Source organism: Rhizobium sp. BK112 (genome assembly GCF_014193215.1).
Taxonomy (GTDB): Bacteria; Pseudomonadota; Alphaproteobacteria; order Rhizobiales; family Rhizobiaceae; genus Rhizobium; species Rhizobium anhuiense.
Genome location: NZ_JACHYZ010000003.1, coordinates 258,093 through 283,782, shown reverse-complemented (window position 1 = coordinate 283,782; position 25,690 = coordinate 258,093). Strand labels below are relative to the sequence as shown.

General features: G+C 63.2%; 25 protein-coding genes. 8 read left to right on the top strand and 17 right to left on the bottom strand.

Annotation, left to right across the window (positions count from 1 at the left end):
* Positions 1-5: 5 nt before the first annotated feature.
* The 8 genes from cydX to FHT75_RS10760 form a co-directional block, all read right to left on the bottom strand.
* Positions 6-128 carry a cytochrome bd-I oxidase subunit CydX gene (cydX, locus tag FHT75_RS10795; protein WP_047613080.1) on the bottom strand — a complete coding sequence of 41 codons (123 nt, stop codon included), beginning with the start codon at positions 126-128 and terminating at the stop codon, positions 6-8.
* 98 nt (positions 129-226) lie between these two features.
* On the bottom strand, positions 227-1,381 hold the full coding sequence (cydB, locus tag FHT75_RS10790; RefSeq protein WP_047613081.1) for a cytochrome d ubiquinol oxidase subunit II: 1,155 nt from the start codon (positions 1,379-1,381) through the stop codon (positions 227-229).
* Between the two features lie 5 nt (positions 1,382-1,386).
* Complete coding sequence (locus tag FHT75_RS10785; RefSeq protein WP_047613082.1) at positions 1,387-2,967, bottom strand: cytochrome ubiquinol oxidase subunit I; 1,581 nt, start codon at positions 2,965-2,967, stop codon at positions 1,387-1,389.
* A gap of 72 nt (positions 2,968-3,039) precedes the next feature.
* Positions 3,040-4,728 (bottom strand): amino acid ABC transporter ATP-binding/permease protein, encoded by a 1,689-nt coding sequence (locus FHT75_RS10780; protein WP_097630952.1) that lies wholly within the window; start codon positions 4,726-4,728, stop codon positions 3,040-3,042.
* Positions 4,725-6,470 carry a thiol reductant ABC exporter subunit CydD gene (gene cydD, locus FHT75_RS10775; protein WP_097630951.1) on the bottom strand — a complete coding sequence of 582 codons (1,746 nt, stop codon included), beginning with the start codon at positions 6,468-6,470 and terminating at the stop codon, positions 4,725-4,727. The genes FHT75_RS10780 and cydD overlap by 4 nt, the downstream gene beginning before the upstream one ends.
* A 4-nt stretch (positions 6,471-6,474) precedes the next feature.
* Positions 6,475-7,053, bottom strand: a complete 579-nt coding sequence (locus FHT75_RS10770) for a GbsR/MarR family transcriptional regulator (protein WP_047613087.1) — start codon at positions 7,051-7,053, stop codon at positions 6,475-6,477.
* A gap of 287 nt (positions 7,054-7,340) precedes the next feature.
* On the bottom strand, positions 7,341-7,940 hold the full coding sequence (locus FHT75_RS10765) for a HupE/UreJ family protein (RefSeq protein ID WP_097594803.1): 600 nt from the start codon (positions 7,938-7,940) through the stop codon (positions 7,341-7,343).
* Positions 7,941-8,038: 98 nt separating this feature from the next.
* Positions 8,039-8,236 carry a hypothetical protein gene (locus FHT75_RS10760; protein WP_143541334.1) on the bottom strand — a complete coding sequence of 66 codons (198 nt, stop codon included), beginning with the start codon at positions 8,234-8,236 and terminating at the stop codon, positions 8,039-8,041.
* Between FHT75_RS10760 and FHT75_RS10755 the strand changes: the two genes are divergently transcribed.
* Positions 8,235-9,266: a hydroxyacid dehydrogenase gene (locus FHT75_RS10755; RefSeq protein ID WP_097594901.1), complete on the top strand. Its 1,032-nt coding sequence runs from the start codon at positions 8,235-8,237 to the stop codon at positions 9,264-9,266. The two genes, FHT75_RS10760 and FHT75_RS10755, sit on opposite strands and share 2 nt — an antisense overlap.
* A gap of 26 nt (positions 9,267-9,292) precedes the next feature.
* Here FHT75_RS10755 and FHT75_RS10750 read toward each other — a convergent pair whose 3' ends face one another.
* Positions 9,293-10,315, bottom strand: a complete 1,023-nt coding sequence (locus tag FHT75_RS10750; RefSeq protein ID WP_097594802.1) for a Tim44 domain-containing protein — start codon at positions 10,313-10,315, stop codon at positions 9,293-9,295.
* A gap of 85 nt (positions 10,316-10,400) precedes the next feature.
* On the bottom strand, positions 10,401-10,859 hold the full coding sequence (locus tag FHT75_RS10745; RefSeq protein ID WP_047613092.1) for a YbaK/EbsC family protein: 459 nt from the start codon (positions 10,857-10,859) through the stop codon (positions 10,401-10,403).
* A 247-nt stretch (positions 10,860-11,106) separates the two neighbouring features.
* On the opposite strand from FHT75_RS10745, the gene FHT75_RS10740 reads away from it, so the two are divergent.
* From FHT75_RS10740 to FHT75_RS10710, 7 genes are read left to right on the top strand one after another with little or no spacing between them, the layout of a single operon-like run.
* Positions 11,107-12,453: an extracellular solute-binding protein gene (locus FHT75_RS10740; protein ID WP_063476091.1), complete on the top strand. Its 1,347-nt coding sequence runs from the start codon at positions 11,107-11,109 to the stop codon at positions 12,451-12,453.
* A gap of 58 nt (positions 12,454-12,511) precedes the next feature.
* Entirely contained in the window at positions 12,512-13,813 is a 1,302-nt protein-coding gene (locus FHT75_RS10735; RefSeq protein WP_097622789.1) for a carbohydrate ABC transporter permease, read from the top strand.
* A gap of 2 nt (positions 13,814-13,815) precedes the next feature.
* Complete coding sequence (locus tag FHT75_RS10730; protein WP_047613097.1) at positions 13,816-14,658, top strand: carbohydrate ABC transporter permease; 843 nt, start codon at positions 13,816-13,818, stop codon at positions 14,656-14,658.
* Positions 14,658-15,713 (top strand): ABC transporter ATP-binding protein, encoded by a 1,056-nt coding sequence (locus FHT75_RS10725; RefSeq protein WP_047613098.1) that lies wholly within the window; start codon positions 14,658-14,660, stop codon positions 15,711-15,713. The genes FHT75_RS10730 and FHT75_RS10725 overlap by 1 nt, the downstream gene beginning before the upstream one ends.
* A complete protein-coding gene (locus tag FHT75_RS10720; protein WP_047613099.1) occupies positions 15,713-16,492 on the top strand; it encodes a glycerophosphodiester phosphodiesterase in 780 nt (259 codons plus the stop codon). The genes FHT75_RS10725 and FHT75_RS10720 overlap by 1 nt, the downstream gene beginning before the upstream one ends.
* Entirely contained in the window at positions 16,476-17,480 is a 1,005-nt protein-coding gene (locus FHT75_RS10715; protein ID WP_047613100.1) for a LacI family DNA-binding transcriptional regulator, read from the top strand. Before FHT75_RS10720 ends, FHT75_RS10715 begins: the two co-directional genes overlap by 17 nt.
* A complete protein-coding gene (locus FHT75_RS10710; RefSeq protein ID WP_047613101.1) occupies positions 17,480-18,289 on the top strand; it encodes an inositol monophosphatase family protein in 810 nt (269 codons plus the stop codon). The genes FHT75_RS10715 and FHT75_RS10710 overlap by 1 nt, the downstream gene beginning before the upstream one ends.
* A gap of 76 nt (positions 18,290-18,365) precedes the next feature.
* Here the strand turns inward: FHT75_RS10710 and FHT75_RS10705 are convergent, their stop codons facing one another.
* The 7 genes from FHT75_RS10705 to FHT75_RS10675 form a co-directional block, all read right to left on the bottom strand.
* On the bottom strand, positions 18,366-20,021 hold the full coding sequence (locus FHT75_RS10705) for a GGDEF domain-containing protein (RefSeq protein ID WP_097594800.1): 1,656 nt from the start codon (positions 20,019-20,021) through the stop codon (positions 18,366-18,368).
* A gap of 128 nt (positions 20,022-20,149) precedes the next feature.
* Complete coding sequence (locus FHT75_RS10700) at positions 20,150-21,013, bottom strand: glycerophosphodiester phosphodiesterase (RefSeq protein WP_179867839.1); 864 nt, start codon at positions 21,011-21,013, stop codon at positions 20,150-20,152.
* Between the two features lie 165 nt (positions 21,014-21,178).
* A complete protein-coding gene (locus tag FHT75_RS10695; RefSeq protein WP_097630948.1) occupies positions 21,179-22,273 on the bottom strand; it encodes a pyridoxal-phosphate-dependent aminotransferase family protein in 1,095 nt (364 codons plus the stop codon).
* Between the two features lie 11 nt (positions 22,274-22,284).
* Complete coding sequence (locus tag FHT75_RS10690; RefSeq protein ID WP_097622791.1) at positions 22,285-23,067, bottom strand: ABC transporter ATP-binding protein; 783 nt, start codon at positions 23,065-23,067, stop codon at positions 22,285-22,287.
* Positions 23,064-23,852, bottom strand: a complete 789-nt coding sequence (locus FHT75_RS10685) for an ABC transporter ATP-binding protein (protein WP_097622792.1) — start codon at positions 23,850-23,852, stop codon at positions 23,064-23,066. The genes FHT75_RS10690 and FHT75_RS10685 overlap by 4 nt, the downstream gene beginning before the upstream one ends.
* Positions 23,849-24,682: an ABC transporter permease gene (locus tag FHT75_RS10680; protein WP_097622793.1), complete on the bottom strand. Its 834-nt coding sequence runs from the start codon at positions 24,680-24,682 to the stop codon at positions 23,849-23,851. Before FHT75_RS10680 ends, FHT75_RS10685 begins: the two co-directional genes overlap by 4 nt.
* Positions 24,679-25,668 carry an ABC transporter permease gene (locus FHT75_RS10675; RefSeq protein WP_097622794.1) on the bottom strand — a complete coding sequence of 330 codons (990 nt, stop codon included), beginning with the start codon at positions 25,666-25,668 and terminating at the stop codon, positions 24,679-24,681. Before FHT75_RS10675 ends, FHT75_RS10680 begins: the two co-directional genes overlap by 4 nt.
* Positions 25,669-25,690 lie beyond the last annotated feature (22 nt).

The window sequence follows — 25,690 nt, the reverse complement described above, 5'->3', positions numbered from 1 at the left end:
CCATTCTACTTGCGTGACTCGGAAGCCCTCTTCCGGGCGGCATCGTCCATCAGCTCATACCACATGGCGTTGAGGACGGCGAAGGCGGCGGCCAGCGGCAGGCCGAGCATCCATGCAAAATACCACATCGTTTCGTCTCCTTCAGAGCAATTCCAGGCAAAGCGTGAAGCGCTTTTGCCGGGAATTGCGTAAAAACAAAAGGTTAGAGCGGTTCTACTGAGCCGCTCTAGTAAGCGTGGCTATTTTTGTCGGTGATGGACTTCTCATCGACCTTGCCCCACAGAACCTTGTAGACCCAGGCCGTGTAGGCGAAGATGATCGGCAGGAAGATCACCGTGACCACCAGCATGATGAACAGCGTCATGTGGCTGGAGGATGCATCCCAGACCGTCAGGCTCGATCGCGGATCGAGTGAGGAGGGCAGGATGAACGGGAACATCGACAGGCCGACCGTGGAGATGATGCCAAGGATCGCCACCTTGCTGAACAGCAGCGTCATCACCTCGCGTTTTGCCCGCATGGCAATGAAGGCCAGTGCCGCGCCGACGAAGCCGAGCACGGGCGCGATGATCATCCACGCATGGGCAGCGTAGTTGGTCAGCCACGCGCCTTTCTCCAGCGCCACGGTCTTCAGCAGCGGGTTGGAGGGACCGATCGGGCTGATATCGCTGGTGATGCGATAGCCGCCGACACCGATCCACAGGAAGAGGCCGCCGAGTGCGAAAAGCACGATGACGGCAAGAGCGGCGATGCTGCCATAGCGTCTGGCACGTTCGGCCACCGGGCCGCTTGCCTTCAACACCAGCCATGCCGCTCCATGCATCGTCAACATGGCTAGGGAAAGCAGGCCGCAGAGCAGCGCATAGGGGTTGAGCAGGGCGAAGAACGAACCTTCGTAGAAGATCCGCATATCGTCGGCAAAGCGGAAGGGCACGCCCTGTAGCACATTGCCGACGGCAACGCCGAAGATCAGCGACGGCACGAAACCGCCGATGAAGAGCGCCCAGTCCCAGCCGCTCCGCCAAGTGGCGCTTTCCCGCTTCGACCGGTATTTAAAACCGACCGGGCGCAGGATGAGCGCGAAGAGGATCGCAAACATCGCCAGGTAAAAGCCCGAGAAGGAAACCGCATAGAGCGGCGGCCAGGCGGCGAAAATGGCGCCGCCGCCGAGGATCAGCCAGACCTGGTTGCCCTCCCAGGTGGCGCCGATGGTGTTGATCGCCACGCGCCGTTCCGTGTCGGTCCTGGCGACGAAAGGCAGAAGCGTGCCGACGCCGAGGTCGAAGCCGCCCGTCGTTGCAAAGGCGATCAGCAATACGCCGAGCAGCAGCCACCAGATGAGACGCAGGCTTTCATAGTCGATGAGTTCGTGAAGGATCATGACAGTCACTCCGCGGCCGGGACGAGGGTTTCGGAAATCAGAACGGCTTCCGGCTCGTCGTCCGGTTCCGGTCCTTGGCGAATCGCCTTGATCATCAGGCTCATCTCGATGACGATCAGCACCGTATAAAGTGCGCCAAAACCGATGATGGTCAGAAGCACAGTGCTGGCGCCGAGGCTGGAGACGGCGGCAGCCGTCGGCAGAACGCCTTCGATCACCCAGGGCTGGCGGCCGAACTCGGCGACGACCCAGCCGAGTTCGATGGCGACCCAGGGCAAGGGGATCGCCAGCACGGCAATCTTCAGAAGCAGCGGATATTTGTCGAGATGGCGGCGCGCCGACAGCCAGAAGAAGGTGGCGGTCAGCAGGATGAAGAAGATGCCGAGGCCGACCATGATGCGGAACGACCAGAACAGCGTCGGCACGTGCGGGATCGTATCACGCGCGGCCTGGACGATCTGCTCGTCGGTCGCCTGGCGAGGATCGTCGACGTAGCGCTTCAGAAGAAGGGCATAACCGAGATCATGGCCGAGATCCTCGAAGGAGCTGCGCACTTCCTGCGCAACCTGATCCTGTGCCGGTGCCGAACGGATCTGCATCAGCGCGTCGTAAGCCTTGATGCCGTCGCGGATGCGGGTTTCGGCTTGCTGTTCGAGCTTGTCGATGCCGGGGATCTCGGTCGTCAGCGACCGTGTGCCGATCAGGCCCATGACCCAGGGAATATGCACGGCAAAATGCGTCTCGCGCGCCTCCTGATCGGGAAAACCAAAGGCGGTGAAGGCCGCCGGAGCGGGCTCCGTCTTCCACATGCCCTCGATCGCGGCGAGCTTCATCTTCTGGTTTTCGGTGGCGAGATACCCGCTCTCATCGCCGAGCACGACGACGGAAAGTGCCGAGGCGAGGCCGAAGGAGGCGGCCACCGTCATCGAGCGCTTGGCAAGCTCGATATGCCGGCCCTTCAACACATACCAGGCCGAGACGCCGAGCACGAAGATCGAGGCGCAGACGTAACCCGCCGACACCGTGTGGACGAATTTCGCCTGGGCCACCGGATTGAAGACCACGTCGAAAAAGCTGGTGATCTCCATACGCATCGTCTGCGGGTTGAGCGCCGATCCCACCGGGTTCTGCATCCAGCCATTGGCGATGAGGATCCAGAGTGCCGAAAAATTCGAGCCGAGCGCCACCGCCCAGGTGGCAACGAGATGCCCGACCTTCGACAGCTTGTCCCAGCCGAAGAAGAACAGCCCGACGAAGGTCGCCTCGAGGAAGAAGGCCATGAGGCCTTCGATCGCCAGCGGCGCGCCGAAGATGTCGCCGACATAATAGCTGTAATAGCTCCAGTTCATGCCGAACTGGAATTCCATGACGATGCCGGTAGCGACGCCGATCACGAAGTTGATGCCGAACAGCGTGCCCCAGAATTTCGTCATCTGCCGCCAGATCTGGCGACCGGTCATGACATAGACGGTTTCCATGATCGCCAGGAGCACGGACAGGCCGAGCGTCAAGGGCACAAACAGGAAGTGGTAAAGCGCCGTCAGCGCGAATTGGAAGCGCGATAGCGCGACGATATCTAGTTCCATTATCTTTCTCCCACGGTCCCACGGGATACAAAGCGTTCCTCCGCGCCGGCCGGCGCGTGAGGGCATGTTTGCTCAATCCGGCCGAAGCCGGTTAAGCGCCTTTTCGAACGCCGCCTCTCCGCGGCGCGAAATCTCTGAGATGCGGCCGCCTTCGATGACGGCGATGCGGTCGGCGATTGCCGCCTCGCGACGGATATGCGTGGCGATCACCAGCGACCGGCCTGCCGCCATGCTCGACAGCCGGCCGATCACGTCACGGGCGGTGGCGCCGTCGAGACTCTCTGTCGGTTCATCGAGCAGCCAGAGCGGCGTGTCGCGCAGGAAGAGCCGGGCAAGCGCCAGCCGGCGCGACTGGCCGCCGGAAAGACCGATCCCGCCTTCGCCGAGCGGCGTATCGATCCCCCGCGGCATGGCCTCGATATCGGCAAGCAGGCCGGCGGCGCCGAGCACCTCAAGAAGACGGCCCTCGCTGGCATCCGGGTTCGCAAGACAGAGGTTGCCGCGCAGGCTGTCCTCGAAGAGTTCCGTCCGTTGCGTCAGCAGGGTCGCCGTTGTCACGGCAACACTTCCCGTCCGGGCCGGCAACTCGCCGGAAAGGAGAGCAAGCAGGCTCGACTTGCCGGCGCCGCTGCTGCCGATGACGGCGAGACGTTCGCCCTGTTGAAGCGTGAGTTCGATACCCTCAAGCGCCGGCGCGGCGGAGTTTTCATGGAAGGCTGACACATCAGCCAGTGAGAAAGCATATCCCGGCAAAGGCGCTGCCAATGGTTCGGGTTCTGTCGCGGCGGCAAACCGCGGCGCGATCCGCGCTGCCGCGAGCAGCGTTCTGCCGAGTTCCAGGGCGCCGCGGCGTAGTGCTGCAAAGGGTTCGACCGCGGCAAAGGCGACGAGCAGGCCGAGCGCGGCGACGGGAGCGGTAATCACCTTGGCTTCCGCAAGCGCTGCGACGGCAAGCAGCGATGCCGTCAACAGCAGCGTCGAAACGAGGCCGAAGCCGAATGTCACGCCGGTTTCGACACGGTTCAGCCGGTCGTCGGCGTGGGCGGCATAGCTGTCGGCTGCCATGATCGCATGTCTCTGCGCGGCAAGCCGACCAGCCATCAGGAGATCGGTCTGGCCGGCGACGAGATCGATCGTCCGCGACCGCAACCCCTCGATACCATGGGCGCGCCTGCGGGCATGTTTGCGCGCCCCCCGGCCGGCGATCAGAGGCAGGCCGAGCCCGGCGCCGGCGAGAAAAAGGCCGAAACACAGACCGAACACGGGATGCATCAGCCCCAGTGCGAGGCTTGCCGCCAGCGCTGCGCCGATCGCCACCGCAGCCGGCACGAGAATGCGCAAATAGAGGGAATCGAGTGCATCGATATCGGCCGTCAGCCGGAAGAGTAGTCTTGCGGGACGATAGAGCAGGGTGCGAGCCGCACCCGGTTCGGCAAAGCCGCGAAACAGCCTTTCGCGCAGGGCGGCGAGCACGCCGAGCGTTGCATCATGGGTCGCAAGCCTCTCGCCGTAGCGCGCGGCCGTCCGGACGATGGCGAGCAGGCGGATGCCGGCCGACGGCGCAAAGACGTCGAAGGTGATGGCGGCGGCGGAGAGACCGGCGAGCGAGGTGGCGGTGATGAACCAGCCGGACAGGCCGAGCAGGGCGATGCCGGCCGCCACCGTCGCCGCCGAAAGTGCTGCGCCGAGCAGCAGCGCACGCCGGCGTTCGGCAAAGAAGAGTCGCAGGATCGGCTTGAGGTTTGTAGCAAATGTGCTCATTCGGCGGCCTCCCTCATGACGAGGTCAGTGTCGATGCGCATGATGCGATGCATGCGGGCGGCAAGCAGCGGATCGTGGGTCGCAACGATCAAGATACGGTCCCTGGCGAGCGAAAGCAGGCTCTCGGTCACCTCGGCGGCGGTGGCGGCGTCGAGATGCGCAGTCGGCTCGTCGGCAAGGATGATCCTAAGATGCGGATTGCAGGCGGCCCGCGCGATCGCCAGCCGCAGCGCCTCGCCGCCGGAAAGTCCGATTCCGCCCTCGCCGAGCGGCCGGCTGCCATAGGCCTCGGCGACATTTCGCAGTCTCGCGGCATCGAGCGCATCCGTCAGATCGCCGCGCAGCATGCCGGGCCTGCCGAGCGCGATATTGCTAGCGATGGTACCGGCAAAAATATGCGGTCTCTGGCCGATCCACGCCATGCTGCCGCGCAGGACGGCGGCGGTATCGTCCGCAAGCTCGATGCCACCGATGACGATCCGGCCACCGGTGCAGGGCGCCAGTCCTGAAATCAACGAAAGAAGCGTCGATTTACCGGAACCGCTGGCGCCGAGAAGCGCCAGATGTTCGCCGGCTACGATATCGAGGTTGAAATCGTCGAGCACCAACGGTTCGTCGGCGGCGTAGCGAAAGGCGAGATTTTCAAGGTGGATATCAGGCGCTTTGGCGACGGCAGGTACCGCCGGCGCGACTTCGACTGCTCCTCGGATGGACAGGCCGTCGGCAGCGATGGCGTCCATGGCTTTCAGCGCCGCTTCGCCCGCCGCCCGATCGTGCCAGACGGCCGAAAGTTCACGCAACGGTTCGAAGAAGGCCGGCGCCAGCAGCAGGATGAACAATCCCTCCGTCAGGTCGAGCCGGCCTGACCAAGTGCCGAAGCGGATTTCGCCGAGCAGGCTGAAGCCGACGTAGACGGCTATCATGGCCACGCCGAGGGCTGCGAAAAGCTCAAGCACGGCCGAGGACAGAAAGGCGATCTTCAGAACCGCCATGGTGCGCACTCGCAGCGATTCCGCTTCCGAACGCAGCCGCAGGGCGGTTGCATCCACCGCGTCGAGCGCGCGGATCGTCGCCAGTCCACGCAGCCGATCGAGCAGGAAGCCGTTGAGGCCGCCGGTCGCAACCAGCTGTCTTTCGCTGGCCGCCTGGGCACGCCAGCCGATCAACGCCATGAAGATCGGGATCAGCGGCGCGGCGAACAGCAAAACCAGCGCGGCGATCCAGGAGACCGGAAGGATGAAGGCAAGGATGATGAGCGGCACGAGGCTCGCCTTCATGCGCGCCGGCTGAAAACGGGCGAGGTAAGGCACGATAAGTTCGGCCTGTTCGCCAAGCACACTTGCGGCTTTGCCGGAGGCCGGCCGGCTGCGATCGATCGGCGACGACATGGAAAGTGCCGCGGCGGCAATCTTCCGCCTGCGGCTGAGCTCGCCGCGCGCGGCATGAAAGGCCAGGCGGCCGCCGGCCGCGTCGAGACAGCTTCTTGCAAACCCGAGGACAAGGATGCCGAGGGCCGGCCATAGAACGTCATGCCATCCGCCGCCATCGGCGATGCGGCCGACCGAGACGGCCAGCAACCCGGCCTGCGGGATCCAGATGGCGGCGCCCAGCGCCTGCAGCATTGCCGCTCTGCGCAGCCCGCCTTTCGCACCGTTGGGACCTGTGACAGGCGAGACAGGATCGCCCTCCGGCATTGGCTCGGCCTCTTGTCTGTCCTTCGCGTCGAAGAAAGCAGTGCCCATGGCGCTAACTCTTGTTCGCAGGATTTGGCCGGCGGCTGCGGCCGAGCGAAACGACCCGGTCCTTGGCCTCCAGAAGCTTGGTCACTTTCGCACCCAGCGAGAGTAGCGTTGCGAGCCTTTCCGTTTCAAGTTGTTTTACGTCGTCATACCAATGCGTCAGCTGCTCGATCAGCGTGTGCATCTCGCTCATCCGCTGCTGCGCATGGCGCTCGGCGTCGCTCGCCGGCCGCTGCATCAGGATTTCGCGCAGAACAGACAGCGTCGGATCGACTTCCCGCTTCTTTCTCTCCTCGGCAAGCGTCCTCAATATGTGCCAGACATCATCTGGCGTCGTGAAGAAATCGCGGCGATCATCCGGCCTGTGTTTGAGAAGAACGAGGTTCCAGGCTTGCAGTTCGCGCAGGCTCATCGACACATTGGAGCGCGAGATGCCGAGCGACTCGGCAATCTCCTCGGCGCAGAGCGGCGCCGGAGAAACGAAGAGCAGGGCGTAGATCTGGCCGACCGTGCGGTTGATTCCCCAGCGGGATCCCATTTCGCCGAAATGGAGAACAAAGGACTGGACGAGAGGCGGAAGGTTCATAGTCGTTTCCGTTGCGTCTGTGATTTCAGAAATTTCTGAAATTAATATACTGACTTTCGCGTCTCGCCGGCAATGGGCAAGGCAGGCCTGCGTCAATTTGGGTGTCCCGTCGTTGATCGTTGGCTATCTATAGCCGGGCGCAACGCCGGTGAATTTGACTTGGGTCAAATCCGGAGCCCTTTGCAGCGATGACGCAGAAACGCCCGGCGATGCGCTAGGCATGCCGGGCGTTCTGTCGGATTGAGATGTCTAGGACGCCGCCTCGTATTTGTTCAGAAATGCCAGGCTCAGATCAAGCCGGCCAGGATACCGACGCCCGATATGGCGGCAATGCCGCCTGCCGTACGCGTCACAAAAAGCCCCTGACGTTCACCGGCGCGGCCGATGAGGTAACCAAGCGTGAGGCCGGCGGCATGCAGCAGTGCGGTCGCGATCATGAAGCCGGCAGCATAGGCAGCACCGGCGGCATTTTCCGGCATTTCGGCACCATGTGCATGACCGTGGAAGATGGCGAAGAGGCCGATGATACCGAGTATTGCGGCGAGCGGCGCCTTGACATTGAGCGCGACGATGGCGCCGAGGACGACGACGGAAAGCGCGATGCCGGTTTCAACGAAGGGAATATTGACGCCGGTAGCGCCGAGGACACCACCAAGTGCCATCACCAAGACGAAGGTCGTCGGCACGAGCCAGGTGGCGCGGCCGCCCAGCTGAAATGCGAAAACACCGACCATCACCATGGCGAGGACATGATCGAGGCCAGAGATCGGATGGGCAAAGCCATGGCTGAAGCCGGCGGCTTCGCCGATGGCGGGATGGGCATAGGCGACGGCTGGAAGCGCTGCGGCAGCCAAGGCAAGCAGACCGCTCTTGAGTGCTGATTTCATTGCTCATTCCCTCGTGAGTTTTCGAATATCCTGCGGCCGCCGAACACAGGCGTGGTTCCAAGTCGCGTGCATCACGCTAGTTCAAAGAATTCTCGCCGTCAACGAAAATGCCGCGAAATACCAAGCCGATTCAATTGCTTATCTGATAGGCAGATGCCGCTTTCGATAGCGCCTCTCGGCGCCGAGCGTCCTCGTTTTTCAAAGTTCTTTTCCGCGAACTGGAAACGATCGCGCACAGCGGCTATCAATCGTCCGGCGGAGATGGCGCAAGCCGCCGCGGTGGAGGAGATGCCCATGACGAACACTGAACGGCCGCTGGCGATCAGCGCCCCCGAGCCGCGCACGCTCGACCTGATCTTCAGTAACAAGGCGCGCGCCGAACTGCATGCAAAATACGAGATCATCGAGGCCGACCCCGAGAATATCGCGGCCCTCGGCGACGAGATCCTCGGCAAGGCGCGCTACATCATCGGCCAGCCGCCGCTTTCGGCGGAAACGCTGGGACGGATGCCGGCCCTGCGCTCGATCCTCAATGTCGAAAGCAATCTTCTCAACAACATGCCCTATGAGGTGCTGTTCCAGCGCGGCATCCATGTCGTGACCACAGGCCAGGTCTTTGCCGAGCCGGTCGCCGAAATCGGTCTCGGTTTCGCGCTGGCCTTGGCGCGCGGCATCGTCGATGCGGATGTCGCCTTCCGCCAGGGCAACGAACTCTGGGGAGGGGAGGGCAATGCAAGCGCGCGGCTGCTCGCCGGCTCCGAGATCGGCATCGTCGGCTTCGGCGATCTCGGCAAGGCGCTGCGACGAGTGCTGTCCGGCTTCAGGGCCTGCATCCGGGTGTTCGATCCCTGGCTGCCGCAATCGATCCTCGAGGAAAACGGCGTCGAGCCGGCAAGCCTGGAGGACGTTCTGACGAAGAGCGATTTCATCTTCGTCGCCGCCGCCGTCACCAGCGAGAACAGGGGATTTCTCGGCGCGGAGGCCTTCGCCAGCATGCGCAAGGGCGCCGCCTTCATCCTGCTCAGCCGCGCCGATGTCGTCGATTTCGATGCGCTGATGGCGGCCGTCTCGTCAGGCCATATCGTCGCGGCGAGCGACGTCTACCCTGAAGAGCCGTTGCCGGCCGATCATCCGGTGCGGAGCCTGAAGGGCTTCATCCGCTCGGCGCATCGCGCCGGCGCACTCGACAGCGCCTTCAAGAAGATGGGCGAGATGGTGCTCGAAGACATGGACCTGATGGATCGCGGCCTGCCGCCGATGCGCTGCAAGCGGGCGGAACGCGAGACGGTTTCCCGCATGCGTTCCAAACCGGTCGCAGTGAATTAAAGAGAGTATCGGCTTTGCGCGCCGCATCACGCGGCGCGTTGCTCCGTGCCCTGGATCGCGGCGAGCTTCCAGTCGGCGCCCGGCTTGCGCACGAAGGTCCAGACCTCGACGCTTTCGCTCGGGCGGCGGTCGTCGCCGGAAACGACACGGCCGCTGTCGCGTTCGACCATGGCGTCGATCGAGGAGTAGCGCATGGCGAGCGTGGCAAATTCCTGCCCGTCCTCGCGCCAGGCTTCGGCAATGTCTCCCTGCAGCAGCTTGACGTCGGAAACGCGGTTGCGCACGCCGTTGGTGGCGTTTTCGCCGAGTTCCTCGGCAAGATAGGACATGGCCTCGGGCGTCGTCAGGCGCCGCAACGTGCCGTAATCTTCAGCGCCGTAGGCGGACTGAACGCTGGTCAACAGTTCCTCGAACTGATCGAGATCGGCCTGCGCCAGCCCGATCTCGTCGCTCGGGCGGTTGCCGCGCGAAGACGAAGCTGAACCGGCCCCCGAACCGATCGCCGGGATGTGGAAGGACGAATTGCCGGCAGGCGACATGCTATAGGATTGCTGGCCATAGGACTGTGGCGAGGATCGGCTCTGGCCGCCGACGCCGTAGGAAGGCTGGCGGCGATTGGCGAAATAACGCATGGCGAGCATGACGGCGCCGCCGATCAGCGCGATCTGCAGCAGCATGCCGAGAAAGCCGAAGCCGCCGCCGAAACCGTGACCGAGCAGCATGCCGAGAAGGCCGCCGGCAATCAGGCCGCCGATCATCGAACGGCCGAAGCCGCCGAAGAGACCGGGGCGCTGGGTACCGAAGGGTTGCTGCGCGGTCGCCGGTGCCGTGGTCGGTGGACGCGGCGTCATCGATCTTTCGATCGGTGCCGCAGTCCCGGGCGCGGTGCTGGTGACGGGCGGAGCCTGGAAGGTGCGCGTGCCGCGACTTCCGAAACCGCCGCTACCGGCGCGGCGCGCCTCGGCATCGTCGAGGGAAGCAAAAACGGTAGCGCTCGTCAGTGCGGCAATTGCCGCGATCTTGGCAAAACGCGAAACGGCACTCGGCATTCCTGATCTCCTGTCATGCACAATGACGGCATGTCGAGAGGTAATATAGGTAGTCTTTCCCCGGTGTGAAGTTCTTCGGCCAGTTTTACTGGCAGACATCGACCCAGCTGGCGCCGGTCAGCTCGGCCAGCCGTCCGGTTTCGATGCGCACGGCCGAATTCGTCGAGCCGGCCGCCGGCACGACTTCATCGAAACGTTTCAGCGAGATATCGCAATAGATGGGCAGCGGCGAGGGCAGGCCGAAAGGGCAGACGCCGCCGACCGGATGGCTGGTGACCGCCACCACCTCTTCGGCGTCGAGCATGCGCCCCTTGGCTCCGAAGGTGTCCTTGAACTTGCGATTGTCGAGCCTTGCCGTGCCGCCGGCAACGACCAGCATCATCTGCTCGCCGACGCGCAGGCAGATCGTCTTGGCGATCTGGGCCGGCTCGACGCCGTGGGCTTCGGCGGCAAGCGCCACCGTCGAGGAGCTCTCGGCGGTTTCGATGATTTCGATATCGGGTGCGTGGACGCTGAGAAAGGCGCGGACGGATTCGAGGCTCATGGCGGGACGTTAACGCAGGAAAAGCGCAATTTGAAGCGTAAAAGACGCCCGTCGAAAACCGCCGCTTGCAAGTCTTCCGGACATCGGCATAATAAATTTGCACACGTGCTCAATTTTGTCATTCGGCCGTTACGTTCAGTCCATAAAGCGGACATTGTCACGTTTTCGTGGGGTTTCGGAGCGGCCATCATCAGCAGTGCTGACCCGTCAAGAGGCTTCACACTGCTCTTCTAGGGAGACGAAGAAGATGACTATTCTGCCGAGCTTGAAATCCCTCACGATCGCGGCCACCATTCTGGCCTCGACCTCCGCTTTCGCCTTTGCCAAGGACGTTACCATCAGCGTCTGGGCCGGCGGTACCGGCCCGAACGACGTCTATCGCCTCGACGCCATCGAGATCGCGGCCCAGCAGTTGCAGCGCCAGGCCGCCCTCAAGGGCGAAGACCTGAAGATCACCGTCGACAAGAAATCCTACTCCGCCTGGGAGGACTTCAAGCAGGCGCTGACCCTTGCCGCGGAAGCCAAGACCGCGCCGAACATCGTCGTCAGCGGCCATGAAGACATCGCGCCCTGGTCGCAGGCCGGCCTTATCGTTCCGATCGAGGATTACGTCGATCTCGACTCCTGGCCGCTCAACGGCATCTATGAAAATCTGCTGCAGATAGCCTCCTACAACGGCACGGTCTACGGCATTCCGCAGGATGCCGAGTCTCGTCCGATGTTCTTCTGGAAGCCTTACATGAAGGCGATCGGCTACAGCGACGCCGATCTGGATGCGTTGCCGCAGAGCGTCCAGGACGGCAAGTACACCATGAAGAACCTGCTCGAAGACGCCAAGAAGATGCAGGACAAAGGCCTGGTCCAGGCCGGCTACGGTTTCTATCCGCGCGCCAGCAACGGACCCGACTACTGGCAGTTCTACACCAGCTTCGGCGGCACGATGGAAGAAGGCGGCAAGCTCGTTTTCGACAAGGCGGCAATGACCCGCACCTACCAGTTCTTCGCCGATGCCGTTAAATCAGGTGTCACCAAGAAGAACCACATCGGCATGCCGGGCGACCAGTGGTGGAAGGAAGTCGCCACCGGCAAGGCCGGCATCTGGGACGGCGGCACCTGGCACTATGCCCGCCTTGTCAACCAGGAAGGCCTCAAGGATTTCTTCGGCAATGTGATCTTCACGCTGATCCCGGCCGGCGAAGGCGGAAAGGCCAACACGCTGACTCACCCGCTCGTTTACCTGCTGACAGCGGGTCACGACAAGGAAGACACCGATATCGCCGCCCAGCTGATCACGATCGCCTCCGAGCCGCGCATCAACGCGCTGCATGCGGTCAAATCGGCCCATCTCGGCATTTCCGAGGCGGAATCGCAAGTCGATTTCTACTCGGCCGACCGCTGGACCCGCGAAGCCACCGAGCGCCTGCTGCCGCATGCCAATGCCATGCCGAACAATTCCGATTTCGGCAAATATTGGAACATCATGTGGAAGAACCTCGAGGCATCCTGGACCGGCGCCAAGACCGTCGACGCCGCCATTGGTGATGCCGAGAGCGAGCTGAAGAGCACGCTCGGCGACAAGATCGTCATCCGCTAAGATCGAAGCTCCGGGCGGCAGCACCCGCCGCCCGGTCGGTTCGCGATGAGGGGCTTCCATGAAATCGTCCAGAACGCTCGGACTGGTGATGATTGCGCCTGCGGCGATCATGATCGTCCTGTTCTTCCTGATGCCGGTCGTCCTGACGGCAGTCTTCTCGATGACCAGCATGACGACGGCGACCGGCATATCAGGCGGTGTCTACCAGATCGCGCCCAATTCCCTGATCGCGCTGAAATCGGCGCTGCCCGACATTGCCGCCGAGATGGCCGAACCGCGTTACACGGTCGACGAAGCTGGCCTCAAGGCCGTCGAGGGCCTCGGGCTTGCGCCTGGGATCTCGGCGGAATTGCGTGCCAAACATATGGGCGAGGTCTTTCCAGCACGCCGCGACGTCGAGCGCATGCTCAAGGATCTCGCCGAGCGGCCTTCGACGCGCGAGGTCAAGCAGATCTCCGAACAGTTCAACCGCTCCGTCCTCAACACTCGCTTCGACAGCAAGGAGCAGCTCTTTTCGGCGCTGGATTCTCTGGGTTTCAAGCTGACCCCGGAACAGAAGGAAACCGTCGCCACGGCCACCTATACCGGCTGGATCTGGACGACCGACAATTTCTCGCGCCTGGTCACTTCACCCGACATGGCGCGCGTGCTCTTGAATACCGTGCTCTATGTCGCGCTGGTGCTGACGCTTTTCAATGTCGGCTATGCGCTGCTGCTGGCGATCTGGACGCATTACATGCCGCCGACGCCAGCCTCGATCTTCCGCGGCATCTGGCTCCTGCCACGCATCACCCCCGTCGTCATCTATGTGATGCTGTGGAAATGGCTTGCCTGGGATACCGGCTTCATTTCCATCCTGATGGGCAAGTTCGGCTATCCCCCGAAGAACTACCTGCTCGACAACGCCTATAATGCCTGGATCTTCGTTGTGCTGATCAACGGCTTTATCGGCGCCTCGATGGGCATGCTGGTCTTCTCCTCGGCGATGAAAGCCATTCCGAAGAGCCAGTTCTATGCGAGCGAGGTCGACGGCGCCTCACGCTGGCAGCAGATCCGCTACATCATTCTGCCGCAGATGCGCTGGCCGATCCTCTTCGTCACCTGCTATCAGACGCTGTCGCTGCTCGCCTCCTTCAATGAAATCCTGCTAGCCACCAATGGCGGACCGGGCAACTCGACCGAGGTCTGGGCGCTGGCCGCCTATCACACCGCGCTCAGGAATTATGCCGGCAATCTCGAATATGGGCTGGGTGCCGCCATGGCGCTGGTGCTCGTCGTCATCGGCGTGGTGCTGTCGCTCCTCTATCTGCGAGTCTTCAACTACGGCACGCTTGTCGCCAAGCCCCTGATCGAGGATTGACCATGGCCGAACAATCGCAGCCCTCGGCAAATTACCGCAGCTGGCCCGTCATATCGGCACTGACAATCGTCAGCCTGCCGCTGCTCCTGATGTATGCCTATCTCTTCCTCGACACCGTGACGGTAAGGCAGCCGGATGCCTTGCTGCCCTCCGGCTTGACGCTCGAGCACTGGCGTTTCCTGTGGCAGACGACGGCGGGCAAGGCGAACATCTGGCAAGTGACGGTGAATACGCTGCTCTTTGCAGCCTGCACCACCAGCGTCGTGCTCATCGTCTCGTCGATGGCGGGCTATGTGCTATCGCGGCTAAACGTCCCGGCGCGCGGCTTCTTCCTTGCCGGCGTCATGGTGCTGCATGCCTTCCCCTCGGTGACGCTGATCATCGCCATCTTCATCGTGCTGCAGATGATCGGCCTCTACAATTCGCTGATCGGCGTCATCCTGGTAAAGGCGGCGATCGACCTGCCGCTCGGCATCTGGTTGATGAAAGGCTTCTACGACACCGTGCCGTGGGAAATCGAAATGGCCGGTGTCGTCGACGGCGCCTCGCGTTTCCGGGTCTGGCGCAGCCTTGTGCTGCCGCAAGTCAAGCCCGGCATCATGGCGCTCGGCTTGTTCTCCTTCCTCTCCGGCTGGGGTGAATTTATCCTGCCGCAGGTGCTGGCGCCTGGTAATCAGGTGCAGGTGCTGTCGGTCTATCTCGCCGGCTTCCTCGTCGACGACAACAATTACGATTTCAACATGTTCAAAGCGGTCGGCATCTTCTACTTCCTCCCGGTTCTGATCGCTTACGCACTCTTCAACAAATATCTCATGAACATCTACGGCGGCGGGAGCAAAGGCTGATGCGCATCCTCCTCGACAATTTTTCGAAGAGCTTCGGCTCCACCAAGGTCATCGAGAACATGCGGCTCGAAGTCGGCGACGGCGAGATGCTGGCGCTGCTCGGGCCTTCCGGCTGCGGCAAATCGACGACGCTTTTTGCTGTCTGCGGCATTCACCGGCCGACCGGCGGACGCATCCTCTTCGGTGACCGCGACGTCACCGATCTGCCGAGCCAAGCCCGCAATGTCGGCGTCGTCTTCCAATCCTATGCGCTCTACCCGCACATGACGGTTGCCGAAAACATCGGCTTTCCCCTGAAGGTGAAGGGCGTGTCCGCCGCCGAAATCCGAAAGGAGGTCGACCAGATCGCAGCCCTCGTGCAGATCGGCAACCTGATGGGGCGCCGGCCGGCCCAGCTTTCCGGCGGCCAGCAGCAGCGCGTGGCGCTCGCCCGCGCGCTGATCCGCAAACCCGACGTGCTGCTGCTCGACGAACCGCTCGCCAATCTCGACGCCAAGCTGCGCCTCGAAATGCGCTCGGAAATCCGCCGCCTGCAGCGCGAGACCGGCATCACCGCCATTCTCGTCACCCATGACCAGGTGGAGGCAATGAGCATGTGCGACCGCATCGCCATCATGAAGGAAGGCGAGATCGTTCAGATCGCCACGCCGGCCCAAATGTACAACGATCCGAAGACCGCCTTCGTCGCCGGCTTTCTCGGCAACCCGCCGATCACCTTCCTGCGCGGCGTCGTCGACAAGGGCGCATTCACGATCCCGGAAAGCGAGATCCGCGTGCCGCTGCCCGATACCATCGGCGCCGCCGAGGGTACGAAGCTGATGCTCGGCGTCCGGCCGGAGCATTTCACGCCGGCGGGCGACATCCCCGTGCCCGGCAAGATCACCTTCGCCGAAACGCAAGGCCGCGAGAACCTCTACGATGTGGCTCTTGCCGGCGGGCCGCTGCTGCGCTCCATCCAGCCGGTACGCAGCGATATCCATGTCGGCGACGACGTCCGCTGGGCGATCGACAGCCGCGGCATATTCGTCTTCGATGAACATGGCAGGAGGCTCTGATGACCCACGATTTTTCGGGATTTTTCGAGCGTTACGGCTGGCCAGCGGCCAAGGGCCTGCTTCCATTTTGCATCGGCCATCGTGGCGCCAGCGGCCATGAACCCGAGAACACGCTTGCCGCCTTTCGCCGCGCCGCCGAACTCGGCGCTGAGATGTGGGAGCTCGACACGCAGCTGACCAGCGACGGCGTGGTCGTCGTCTCGCATGACGATCATCTCGAGCGCGTCTTCGGCATCGACCGCCGCATTTCCGAAATGACGGCAGCGGAGCTTGCCGGGCTCGACGGTGTCGGCGTGCCGAGCTTTTCGGAGGTCGCCGCTCTCGGCCGCGAGACCGGGACCGGTCTCTATGTCGAGCTGAAAGCGCCTGGAACCGGCATGCGCTGCTGGCGGCATCTTGCCGAGATGAACCAGCGTTTCGCCTGTCTCGGCTCCTTCGACACGGCGCAGGTGCGCGAACTCCGTGACGCGGCTTGCGATTTTCCGCTCTCGGTGCTGATCCGCGTTGGCCACGATCCGCATGCGCTCGGCGACGAGGCCGGCGCCGATATCCTGCATCTCTGCTGGGAGAGGGCAGGCGAGCGTCCGCAGGATCTGGTCACCGAGGCGCTGATGAACCGCGCCTTCGAGGCGGGCCGCGAGATCGTGCTCTGGCACGAGGAGCGACCGGCCATTCTCGACGACATCATGAAGCTTCCCGTTCTCGGCATCTGCACGGATCTGCCCGATCTGATGCGGTCGCCTGCGGTTAAGGAAAAAGCAGTTGGCAGACAGGGATAAGGGACCGCGCAAGGTAACCTCCTTCGATGTGGCGCGTGTGGCCGGCGTCTCGCGCGCCGCCGTGTCGCGCGCCTTCACGCCGGATGCCAGCGTCTCGCCGAAGACGCGCGAGAAAGTCTACCAGGCCGCCAAGGAACTCGGCTACCGGGTGAACTATCTTGCTCGAAGCCTGACCAACAAACGCTCCGATCTCGTCGGCGTTGTCGCTGCCGGCCTCGACAACCCGTTCCGCACGCTACAGATCGAGAATCTCGCAAGAGTGCTGCTCGCCCGTAATTTTCGTCCCATCCTGCTGCCGACCTCGCCGGAGGCCGATACTTCGACGGTCATCGGTCAGCTGCTGCATTACGCCGTGTCAGGCGTCATCGTCACCTCGGACGCACCGCCGACCGAGATCTGCGAGCAGTGCGCGGCCGAAGGCGTGCCGATCGTGCTCATCAACAAGGGCAACGACATCCCCTTCGTCGACCGCATCATTTCCGACGACCGGATGGCCGGCCATCTAGCCGCCACCCAGCTGATCGACAGCGGCGTGCGAAAGCCCGCCGTGATGGCCGCACCTGCCGTATCCTATACGGCGCGACGGCGCAGCGAGGCCTTCATCGCGCGTTGCAGGCAGCTCGGCGTCGAGGCGCAATTCCTGCAGGTAAGGATCAACAACTACCGGAGCGGTTATGATGCGGCAGCCGAACTTGCCGCATCGGGCATCGACGGACTGTTCTGCGCCAACGACTACATGGCCTGCGGCGTGATCGACCGCGTCATGCAGGGCCGCGGCCGCGATGACGCTCCGCCGCTCCGCATCATCGGCCATGACGACATTCCGCAAGCGAGCTGGACCGCTTACGATCTCACGACCATCCGCCAGCCCTGCGACGTCCAGGCCGAAAAGACGGTCGATCTGCTGATGAGCCGGATGGCCGAGCCGGACCTGACGGCGCGTGTCGAATTCACGCCGGTGACATTGATCAGAAGAAGGACTGCCTGATGAATTCCGCATTCGATGCCGCCGCCATCCGCGCTCGGGCGGAGGTCGCCATGTCAGTTGCCCTTGAGGTCGGACGGGAAGCGGCCCGGTTTCGGCGCGACTCTGACCCCGGCATTCTCGCCGTCGAGAACAAGGGATTGCAGGATTTCGTCACCATCGCCGACAGAAAGGCCGAGCAGGCAATCCGCGACGGGCTGTTGTCGCGCTTTCCGGACGATACTTTCATGGGCGAAGAGAGCGGCGGACGATCGGGCGAGGGCGGCACCTGGGTCGTCGATCCGATCGACGGCACCACCAATTATATCAGGGGTTTCCGGCACTGGGGCGTATCGATCGCCTTCGTCGTCTCGGGAAAGGTTGAGATCGGCGTGGTCTATGACGCCGCCGCCGACAAGGTCGTTCACGCCGTGCGCGGCGGCGGCGCCTTCAAGGACGGGCTTCCGGTGCACGCGGCTGCGACCGTTGATCCGGCCAATGCGCTGGTCATTCTCGGTCATTCCCGCAAGACGAGCTTTGAAGACCATCTCGCGCTTTCGCGGCGGCTCCACGAACGCGGCATGGATTATCGCCGCATGGGCGCGGCCGCGATCGACCTCGTCCGCGTCGCCGAGGGCGCTGCCGATCTCTATTACGAACGCCACCTCAATGCCTGGGACATGCTCGCCGGCGCGCTGATCGCCGAAGAGGCCGGCGCTGTGGTGGCGATGCCGCCGGTCGACAGGCTGCTTGCGCAAGGCGGGCCTGTCATAGCCCACGCGCCGGGGCTTGCCGGCGAATTCGCCTTCATCCTCGACATTGAAGGACTATAAATAGCCATTCCCAAAGAGGCGACCCGCCCGATTTGGCGTAACTGCGACCTTGACCCGAAAGCTGCGGAAACGCCGGTTAGGCAACCACGCGATTGCGGCCGCTCTTTTTCGCCGCATAGAGATTCTGATCGGCGATCGCCAGGATCTCGTTCGGAGAATTGGCAGACAGGGTGCCGGCGACACCGATGCTGATCGTAATGTGCAACCCGTTGCAGATCTCGGACCAGGCCCACTGTTCAACGGCCAAACGCAGCCGCTCGCAGACATCGGCGGCGCCCCGGGGAGCGCCGGCGAGCAGGACGACGAATTCCTCGCCGCCAAAGCGAATTGCCTGATCGGTAATGCGCAGTTGGCCGCGCAATATGGTGCCAATGGCACTGAGGACCTGGTCGCCGATCATGTGAGAGAAGTTGTCGTTGACCGACTTGAAGTGATCAACATCCAGCATAGCGATGGAATATGGGCGCTTCTCGGACGTCAGCTCTTTGAAACGGCTGTCGAGATATTTGCGGTTATAGAGGCCGGTCAGCGGGTCCACATAGACGGCACTGGCAAGGATATCGGTTTGCTCCTGCAGCTTCTGATAGGAGGCCTCCAGCGTTTCTGCGCGCTTCGTCTCCGTTTCGGCAACTTCCTTGAACCGCTTGGTTTCATAGTAGATTTCGGCAAGGCGGGCGCGCTGCTGGGTTCTCTCGGCGCTATTGCGCAAATAGGCTTGGTGATATTTTTTATGGGCCGCCAGCGCCGGATCGAACTGTCCCAGCCCCTCATAGGCTTGCGACAGATGAAGATAGATCTGGATATAGGAATCGAAACTGCCGCCATCGTCTATCAGCTCCACCGCCGCGAGCAGCGGCGCTAGAGCTTCCGCGAATTTGCCGGAATTGTTGTAGATCTGGCCCAAGGTGTAGAGATATTGCTGCCTGTCCCTGACATAGCTGTTCTCCTGCAACAGCCGGTAGCGGACCATGCACTGGAGCGCCTTGTCATGCTCGCCCAGGTGGCTGTGGAACTCGGCTTTGTTGCCGAGACAGATGCGGGCAGCCCAGCGATCGCCAGTCTCGGTTGCGATGTCGAGCGCCTGTTCGGTCAGTTCCAGCGCTCTCACCAGCATCTGGTGGCCTTGCTCCGGCTGATCGAGCGCCTGCGCGATATATCCGGCTTCCGAATGAGCGCCGCCGAGATTGATGAGCCACCAGCATTCATAGGTCTTGTCGCCGATCGATCTGGCGAGTTCGACAGACCTCTCGCTCATCAGGATGGCCCGGTCGGGCTGCTTGTTGTACCAGAAGATAATTCCAATGACGTTGGTGGCCAGGCTTTGCGCTTTCGGGTCTGCTGTCTTGTCGGCCAGATCCAACGCGTGCGTGGCTTCTTCGATCGCTTCCTCCGGCAGGCCCAATTCCAGCAGCAGCCATCCGAAATAGGCCCGGGCATAGGCTTCCTGCCTGGGCTCCCCGTTCGTTTTCCAGAAGTCTACCGCCCGGCGGACATGCGTCAGGCCAAGTTCGGCCTTGCCGATCTGAAAACAGTACCAGCCAATGTCGGTGTCGCATTGAGCTGCGAGCCGATCGTCGCCCCGCGCCGTGGCATCCGCAAGGATCTGGCCGGCCAGTGTGAGTGCCTCGACGGAGCGGCCTGTGCACCCAAGATGCCACGCTTCCTGCAAGCTGGAATTTGCTTGTTGCGCAATTGCTTTAGTATCAACAACTTGCATATCGAACACCAACATTTGTCTGCTGGATATGGATAGCATCAGAAGTTTAAAATGATGCAAATTACGCAAAACATGCGACAGGCCGAGAAATAGAGTCCCGACAGCGGCTCACACCTTTCGAAATGATACTCCGATGCTTGTCGTTAGACTGCCATGCGGCGGCGCCAGGCGCGTTCGGTCGCCGGTGCCTCGTCGGTGGTGATCTGATCCGGCTTCAGGGCCATCAGCGCCGAGAAATTCAACCATTCCTCTTCGCTGAAACCAGCCTCCGGATCCTTCAGGGTGAAGGTCCAGGCATCGACGCGTTTGCCTTGATCCTGGCAGAGCGCGATCATGTCGAGACCGTCCCTGGCGGCGTCCAGGATCAGTGACCACTGCAAATAAATCGTGTCCGGTTCGGTCGGGCCGCGCAGGTCGGCGCGCAATTCCGCCTCGACAGCCTTCCAGCCGCGAGCCTTGCTGATATCGTAGAGCTTGTCGGTGGGGTCGATCCCGCGCAGCAGATGCGGAAGCTTCTCCTTGACCGCGACGATGAGATCGAGACTGCCGCCGCTAACGATCACCGAGGCGGCGATATGGCGGAAATGCGCGGCAAGATGCTCAATGCCCCTGGCGCCGATCGCCTCGTAGTCGTCCTTCATGTCGAATTGCAGCAGCGCGGCCGGATGGGCGGATTGCAGCATGGCAGCGAGATCTTCGCTGAGGATCAGCGGCCGGTCGCCCTCCTGCATCCTGATATCGCCGAGGTCACCAAGGCTTTTTTCGGCGATCGGTCCATGCCCGGTCGTTTCGCCTTCGAGGTCCTCGTCGTGCAGCACGACGAAACCGCTATCGGCGCGCACGCGCAGATCGAGCTCCATCGAAGCGCCGGCGGCAAATCCTTCCGCCATAACCTCGGCTGAGAACAGCGGATCGGCAAACCGTTTGCGCAACCTATGCCATTTCAGGCGGGTGCGGTGCCCCTCATGCGAAATCTCCAGGCCCTGCGCATCCAGCAATCTCGTCATCTGCACCAAGTCTCCACGATGCCTCTCTCCTGCCTTGGCGAGCGACGATTATCAAGGACTGAATACGGCTTTATCGGGATGCCGGAGGGTTTTTGCCGGGCCAAGCGTAAGCCGGGCGGCGGCCTTGTGGTCATCGACATGCCGTCCCGGTTCCGGGAACATCTCTCAGCGGCTATAGGCCGACGAAATCGCCTCCGAAGCGGCTGATATATCCGCGAGATGACCGGCCTGCCTGAGGGCCGCGCCATAGGCCACGACATTCGACAGCACCGTCTGGAATGTGGCGCGCGGACCTGTGTGGTTCAGCCGCACGAGACGGGCCGGCGCGGTTCCGACACCTTCGGTCAGCTCGACCCCCAGTCGTCCGGCGGCAGTGATCAGCACGGCAGGTGCCAGCGCCTCCGGCACCGGCACCGCCGTCACCAGGTTCGACGCCTTTGCTGCCGGCACCCAGACCGGAGTTCCGAGTGCCGCAAGCCCCGCCCGTGTTGCCGATGCGGCAAGCGCATGGCGGGCGACCACATTCTCCAGGCCTTCGGCTTCGATGCGGTCGAGCGACGTTTCCAGCGCGAAGAATTCCAGCGGCGCCGGCGTTCCCGGCAGGCCGAACCGGCCGCTATCGACCCAGCTCTTCATGTCCGCCAAAGACAAGATCGAATCGCGCGGTGCGCCATCTCGGAGAATGAAATCCCAGGCACGGCGGCTGACCGAGAGCGCGGAGACACCAGCCGGACCGCCGAGTGCCTTCTGCGGGCCGATCACCGCGATGTCGATGCCGAGATCGTCGACATCGAATTCGTGACCGCCGACCGAGGCGACCGCATCGACGACGGTGACGATGCCGTGATCACGCGCAAGCGCCAGTATCTCGGGCAGGGGATTGAGAATGCCGCTGGCGGATTCGGCATGAACCAGAGCGAGCACATCGATGCGAGAACCGGCGTCGAGTGCTTTGGCGACGGCATCGATCTCGATCGGCAGGCCTGGTTCGGCGACGATATCGGCGACCGTTGCACCGCCCCGCCGCAGCCATTGCCCGAACCAACCGCCATAGAGGCTGGTGACGATGTTGAGTGCGGCAAGGCCGGGGCGCGCAAGGCTGACCGCTGCCGCCTCCAGCGCCACCACTGCCTCTGCCTGCACAAGCAATATGTCGCCACGGCTGCGCAATAGGCGGCCGATCCTGTCGGCAAGGGCTGCGTAGCGTTCCGCGGGATAGGAGGGTACGCCATGCAGGGGATTCCAACCAAGATCGGACATGGATACTTCCTTCAGCAGGGATCGGTCGCGAGACGGGGCACGGCGGCAACGAGCGCGCGAGCGGCATCGGATTGCGGCGCGGCAACGAGCGCCGCGGCCGGACCGGTCTCGACGATCCGCCCGCCATCCATGACGGCGATGCGGTGGGAAACGGCGCGGACCACGGCAAGATCGTGTGAAATGAACAGACAGGCAATGCCCTGTTCTTTCTGCAGATCGACCAGAAGTTCCAGGATCCTGCCGCGCACGGTGACGTCGAGGGCCGATACGGCTTCGTCCAGCACCAGCAGCGAGGGCCGTGCCGCAATCGCCCGGGCGATCGCCACGCGCTGCCGCTGGCCACCGGACAGCGCGCGGACCGGCCGGCCGGCATAGTCGGCGGGCAGGCCGACACGCTCGAGAAGCATGGCGATCTCGCCGGGGCGCCGGTCTTTCGCGACGACGCCGTGGATGCGAAGCGGATCGTCGAGCACGGCGCCAACGCTCGCCAGCGGATTGAAGACTGCGAGCGGGTCCTGGAACACAATCTGCATGCGCGCCCGCCGGCGGCGCAACGACGCACCGTTCAGGGCAAGCCAATCCACCCCCTCGAAGCGGATCGACCCGGCATCGGCGCTGAGAAGCCGCAGCAGGATGCGCGACAGCGTCGATTTCCCACTGCCGGAGGCCCCGACGAGACCGAGCGTTTCCCCAGGCGCGATCGTCAGCGACACATTGTCGAGGGCGGCAACCTGGCGCGCGCCGGAAGAAAACCCTTTCGACAGGTTTTCGACGGAAAGCAGCACATCGTTCATGGCTGCACCTCCGTGATCAGCGGCGGCGTCGCGAGGTCGCGATGGCTGGCGATCAGGGCGGCGGTGTAGTCGCTTTTCGGCGCCGAAAGCACGGAACGGACGGGGCCAGCCTCGACCAGCCTCGCATTGCGGAAGACGGCGATGCGGTCGACGAAACCGGAGGCAAGCGCGATGTCGTGGGTGATGAACAGCAGCGTCATGCCGTCCTCGCGCACCAACCCGTCGAGCAGACGGACAATCTCGGCCTGGACGACCACGTCGAGCGCGCTGGTCGCCTCGTCGGCGATCAGCAGCGCAGGCCTCGCAGCGATGGCTGCGGCGATCGCCACGCGCTGGCGCTGGCCGCCGGAAAGCTGATGCGGAAAGGCCCGCATGGTCTTTTCAGGCTGCGGTATCCGCACCCGTCCGAGCAATTCCTCAGCTCTGACATAGGCTTGTTTCCAGCTGAGACCGAGATGGCGCCTGGCGCCCTCGGCGACCTGCTCTCCGATCGTCAGCACGGGATTGAGACTGGAGCCGGGATCCTGGAAGACGACACCGAAATCGCGTCCCGGGCGGGGCGCATGGCCTAGTCCGGGCCAGAGCATCTCGCCGCCGACCCTCGCACCCTCCGGCAGCAGGCCGGCTAGCGCGCGGGCGAGTGTGCTCTTGCCGGAGCCGCTTTCGCCGATGATTGCCAGTCTTTCGCCGGCGACGATATCGAGATCGATACCGTCGAGCGCGGCCGCGACACCGCGCCCATAGGTGACCGAAAGCTGTCGCAGGCTGCAGAAAATACCGCTCATGCCGCCCCCACGTCATTATCGCCGAGCGCCTGGCCGAGACCCTCGCTAAAGAGATGGACGCCGAGCACGGTCACGGCGAGGGCAGCGCCCGGTATGATCGAGAGATAGGATGCCGAACGCAGTACGCTGCGGCCCTCGGCAATCATCGAACCCCAGGTGGCGATATTGGGATTGCCGAGGCCAAGGAAGGACAGCGCTGCCTCGGTGAGAACAGCACCGGCGACGATGGTGGCGGAAAGCGCCAGCACCGGCGGCAGCGCGTTCGGCAGGATTTCCCGAAAGGCGATTTCGGCCGGATGCATGCCGATCACCCTTGCCGAGGCGACATAATCCTGCTCGCGGATCGCAAGCACCTGCGCTCGCGTCAGCCGTGCCGGATCGGCCCACGTCCCGAGTGCGATGGCAAGGACGATAATGGGCGTCGACACCCCGATGGTGCTGACGAAGGCAAGGGCGAGGAGAAAAGCCGGCACGATCTGGAAGGCGTCGACCACCCGCATCAGCGCCTCGTCAATGAGCCCGCCGGCAAAACCGGCTACCATGCCGACACAGAGCCCCAGCACCATGGCTGAAAACGCCGCCGCCAGGCCGACGGCAAGCGACGTCCGCGCGCCATAGAGCAGCCCCGCCAGGACGTCGCGACCGAGACGGTCGGTGCCGAGCGGAAAAGCCGGATCGGTGAACGGCGCTAGCAACGCGCGGCCGGCGATCCTCAGCGGATCGCCCGGCGAAACGACGGGAGCGAGCAGCCCGGCCAAAAGCAGGATGAGAAGGATCGCCAGTCCGGCCGCACCTTCCGGTGTGCGCAGCAGGCGCCGCAGCCAGTTCATACGCCGCCCTCCGATGCGCCGATGCGCGGATCGAGCGCGGCATAGACGAGATCGACGAGGAAATTGACCGATATGACGAGGACGGCACTGGTGACGACGATGCCCATCAACAGCGGCGCGTCGCGGCCGTTGACCGCCTCCTGCGCCAGCCGGCCGAAACCGGGGATCGCAAAGACACTCTCGATCACCACGCTGCCGCCGAGCATGGCCGCCGATTGCAGCCCGAGCATGGTGACGAGCGGCAGCAGCGCATTGCGCGCCACGTGACGCAGCACGATACGGCCGCGCGACAGGCCCTTGGCGCGGGCGAAGAGCACGAAATCGAGCTTCCAGGCCTCGGCCATACCGCTGCGCATCACCCGCAGGAACAAGGCGAGATAGATCAGCGCGAGCGCGCCCACCGGCAGAACCAAATGATCAGCAATGTCGAGCGCGCGGGCAAATCCCGTCTTGCCGGAAGCGATTGTTTCCACGCCGGCGATCGGAAACCAACGCAGCTTCACCGAGAAAACGATACTGAGAACCAGGCCGAGCCAGAAACTCGGAATGGCATAGACGATCAGTGAGCCGATCGACAGCATCCGATCTCGCACGCTACCCGGCCGCGCCCCGGCAAGGATGCCGAGCGCCGAGCCGATACCAAAGGAGAGTGCCGTCGCGCTGCCCATCAGCAGCAGCGTATTGGGCAGGCGCTCTGTGATGAGCACGCCGACTGGCCGGTTGAAGGCGACCGACCAGCCGAGATCGAACCGCGCCAGCGAGGAAAGGTAGAGCCAGAGGCGCGCAAACATCGACTGGTCGAGGCCGTAGCTCTCGCGCAGCGACTGCCTCAGTGCGGCATCGCCGCCGCCGATCGAACCGAGATAGGCGTCGACGGCATCGCCCGAGGCGGATTCGAGCAGGAAAAAGGTGAAGATCACCACGATCAGCAGCACCGGAATGCTGCTGATTGCCCTGCGCCTCAGGAGGATGATGGCTCGTTTCACGCCGGACAGGGCCTCTGGAAGA